Here is a 2,826-nt window from a genome sequence, read left to right as displayed (position 1 = left end):
GGACGGAGGCTGCTGTGGGCCGGGCTGCGGGGGCCGCCCGTAGGGTTCCTGCGAGCCGTGGGGGCTCCGGGCCCCTGGAGCCCCTTGCGGCGCGTACGGATCCTGTGGCGCGTACGGTGCCGGGGGCTGCTCCTGCCCGTAGGGCCGGCTCTGCTCGTACGGCTGCCCTTGCGGCTCGGCCGGCTGCCCGGTGGGCGGGTACTGCCGGTGCTCCTGGGACGGGGACGCCTGCTGGTCGTGGAAGAGGTGGGCGAAGGCGTCGTCGCGGGTGCGGCCCCCGCTCTCCCGCGCTCCTGCGTCCAGCATGTCGTCCACGCCCGTGAAGCGCACGGTCGCCGAGTCGCCGCCCCGCCCCGGCTGCCCGTGGGTGCCCCGAGGGGCGGGCTGGGAGGTGTTCCGGCCGTACGGGTACTGCCGGTACGGGTACCGCTCCTGTGCGTCCTGGCCGCCCGGAGCGGCCGGTTCCCCGCCGCCGGGCGCATCACCGCGATCACGGTCGTACGGCGCGTTCATCGCTGCAACCCCACCTCATCGTCCGCGGCCGTCTTCCCCGGCCCCGACAGCTCGCTCAACGCTCCACCTTCTCACCCGTGCCGGAGGGGTCGCGACGTCCGGCTCCGGTGTTCCCGGCGGGGTCACCCGCCTGCCCGTCCCCGGCCCCGTCGCGGGCCTCCCCGGCGGGCTCTCCGCCGGCGTCCGCGGACTCCGGCGACTCCCCCCGCTCCTCCGGTCCGTCCGCGTGCCGTACCAGGGGAGCGTCCGGGTCCGGCTGTTCGCCGATGCGCTTGCGCTGGGTGTACATCCGCACCCCGGCCAGCACCACGAGCAGGACTCCGCCGGAGATCACCAGCATCACCGCGGAGGTGATCTCGGTGACCTCCACCTGGAACCTCATCGCCTCGCCCCAGGGCTCGCCGTCCTCGGTGTAGAGCCGGGCCTCGACCCAGGTGCGGCCGTTGGCCTTGGCGGTGGTGGGGACCTTCACCGACTGGCTGTGCCCGCCCTCCACCGTGACCGGCTGCGCCTCGCCGACGTCCAGGCCGATCCGGCGTCCGGAGACCAGCCGCAGCTCCAGGTTCTCCACGTCCTGGAGGAGCTTGTTCTGGACGGTCACCGGGATGGTGGCGCTGCGGCCGGACAGCTTCATGTCCGACTTCTCGATCAGCCGGACACCGCCCGTCAGCTCCTCCAGATAGCCGCCCACCGAGTCCCGGTACTCCGCCGCCGCCTCGCGGTCACCGCGCCAGGAGACGGACATCGAGCGGTGGAGCGCGCTGTTGAAGGGCGTCTCCACCCGGGCCGGCTCGGACAGGATGCTCTTGAAGTCGTCCAGGGTGTTCCGGATGGCGCGGATCTCCTCGAAGGACTCGGTCCGCAGCTCCCGCTTGCGCAGCGAGTCCGGGTAGGAGCCCTGCCCCGGCACCTTCCGGCCGGCCCGCGGGTCCGGATCGGCTTCCGCGGCCTCGGTCAGGCTCACGAACTCCGCCCAGCGACCGTCGAGTTGGAGTGTGTCGAGTGCGTCGGCCATCGCCTGGGCCTGGCTGACGGTGGGCATCCGCTGGGGGGCCACCACGATGCTGCGCTGTCGGCCCGGCTGCTGCGCGGTGATCGACTGGGTGTGGGCCAGGAACCGCTGTACGGCCCGTGTGGATTCGTCGGCCCGGGTCATGTCCCCCTGGAACAGCTTCGACAGCCGGGCGTCCGCCACGATCGCGGTGGTGCCACCGCCGATCGGCCGGGCGGCGGTGGGTGTGTGGTTCAGGGAGGCGGGTTCGCGCATGCTGTCGCTGCGGGCGATGACGTTGTGGGCGCCCGCCGAGGTCGCCACGGAGACGATGGAGGGGTCGACGGCGCCCTCCACCGGCCAGGCGAAGTCGGTGCTGGGCTCGGTGAGCAGGGTGGTCTCCACAGTCATCCGGCCCAGCTCGGTGGCCGGCCCCAGGTGGCTGAGCGCGCCGGAGACCTTCTTGCCCCGGTGGGCGAGGGAGGCGAGGTCCGGGTCGCCGAAGGGCAGGGCCACGACCTCCCCGTCCTCCACCGCCTGCCGCAGCTCGTGCAGCCACCGCCGGGCGTCGGCCTGGCCCTTTCCGGCGACCTCCCGGCCGTCCTCGGTCAGCACCTTGTAGTTGTTGGTCATCGCCTCCACGGAGGCGAGCAGGTCCGGGTCGACCACCCAGGTGACCGGCAGCTTGCTGCCCAGGGCGACCATCTGCTGGAGCCGTCCGCCGGGCGCGATCTCGGCTTCGAGGTCGTCGTCCTCGAACACCGGCATCCGCCGCCGGTCCCCGGACTCGGTGCGGGCCGTGACGTGGGTGGAGGAGATCAGCGGCCACAGGAAGGTCAGCTGTGTGGCCTGCTCTGGCGCGGACGGCTGCCACGGCAGGACGGCCCGCTCGATGCCCAGGACGCGTCCGTACGGCTCGCCGTTCATCCGGCCCGACAGCGACACGCCGAGTTGGTACACCCCGGGCTCGTCGAACGGGAGCTTGTCGGCCGGCACGCTCAGGGTGAAGGAGAAGCCGGCTCCCGAGGGGAGGTCACCGATCTTCACGGTGCCCTTGCCGCCGATCTCCTCACCGTCTACTCCGGGCACGTAGGCGGTGCGCGAGCCGGCGCGGTCGATCGCGCTGCGCGTGGTCAGCCGGGCGCCGGGGCGCAGCGCGACCCTGGCCTCGGTGATGTCGGAGGAGGTTCTGTTGCTGACACGGCCGGAGACGGTGACCGTGTCACCCTTGCCCGGTGCCGAGGGGGTGAGCCCGGTGATGGAGACCGAGGCAGTACGGGACTCGTCGGCGGTGGGGGCCGCAGGCGCCGTCTGGGTGGTGG

1 protein-coding gene and 1 pseudogene are annotated in these 2,826 nt (G+C 73.0%); both read right to left on the bottom strand.

The window, feature by feature from the left end:
* Positions 1–513, bottom strand: a pseudogene (locus L7D48_RS27865) (hypothetical protein); the annotation flags it as partial.
* A 55-nt stretch (positions 514–568) separates the two neighbouring features.
* Positions 569–2,826, bottom strand: a 2,258-nt coding sequence (locus tag L7D48_RS27860) for a DUF6049 family protein (protein ID WP_237883723.1), incomplete at its 5' end; no start/stop codon positions are given.

The sequence above is a fragment of the Streptomyces sp. ICN903 genome, assembly GCF_022015835.1.
GTDB classification, from domain to species: Bacteria; Actinomycetota; Actinomycetes; order Streptomycetales; family Streptomycetaceae; genus Streptomyces; species Streptomyces fenghuangensis.
This window is presented reverse-complemented; position numbering and strand designations above follow the sequence as displayed.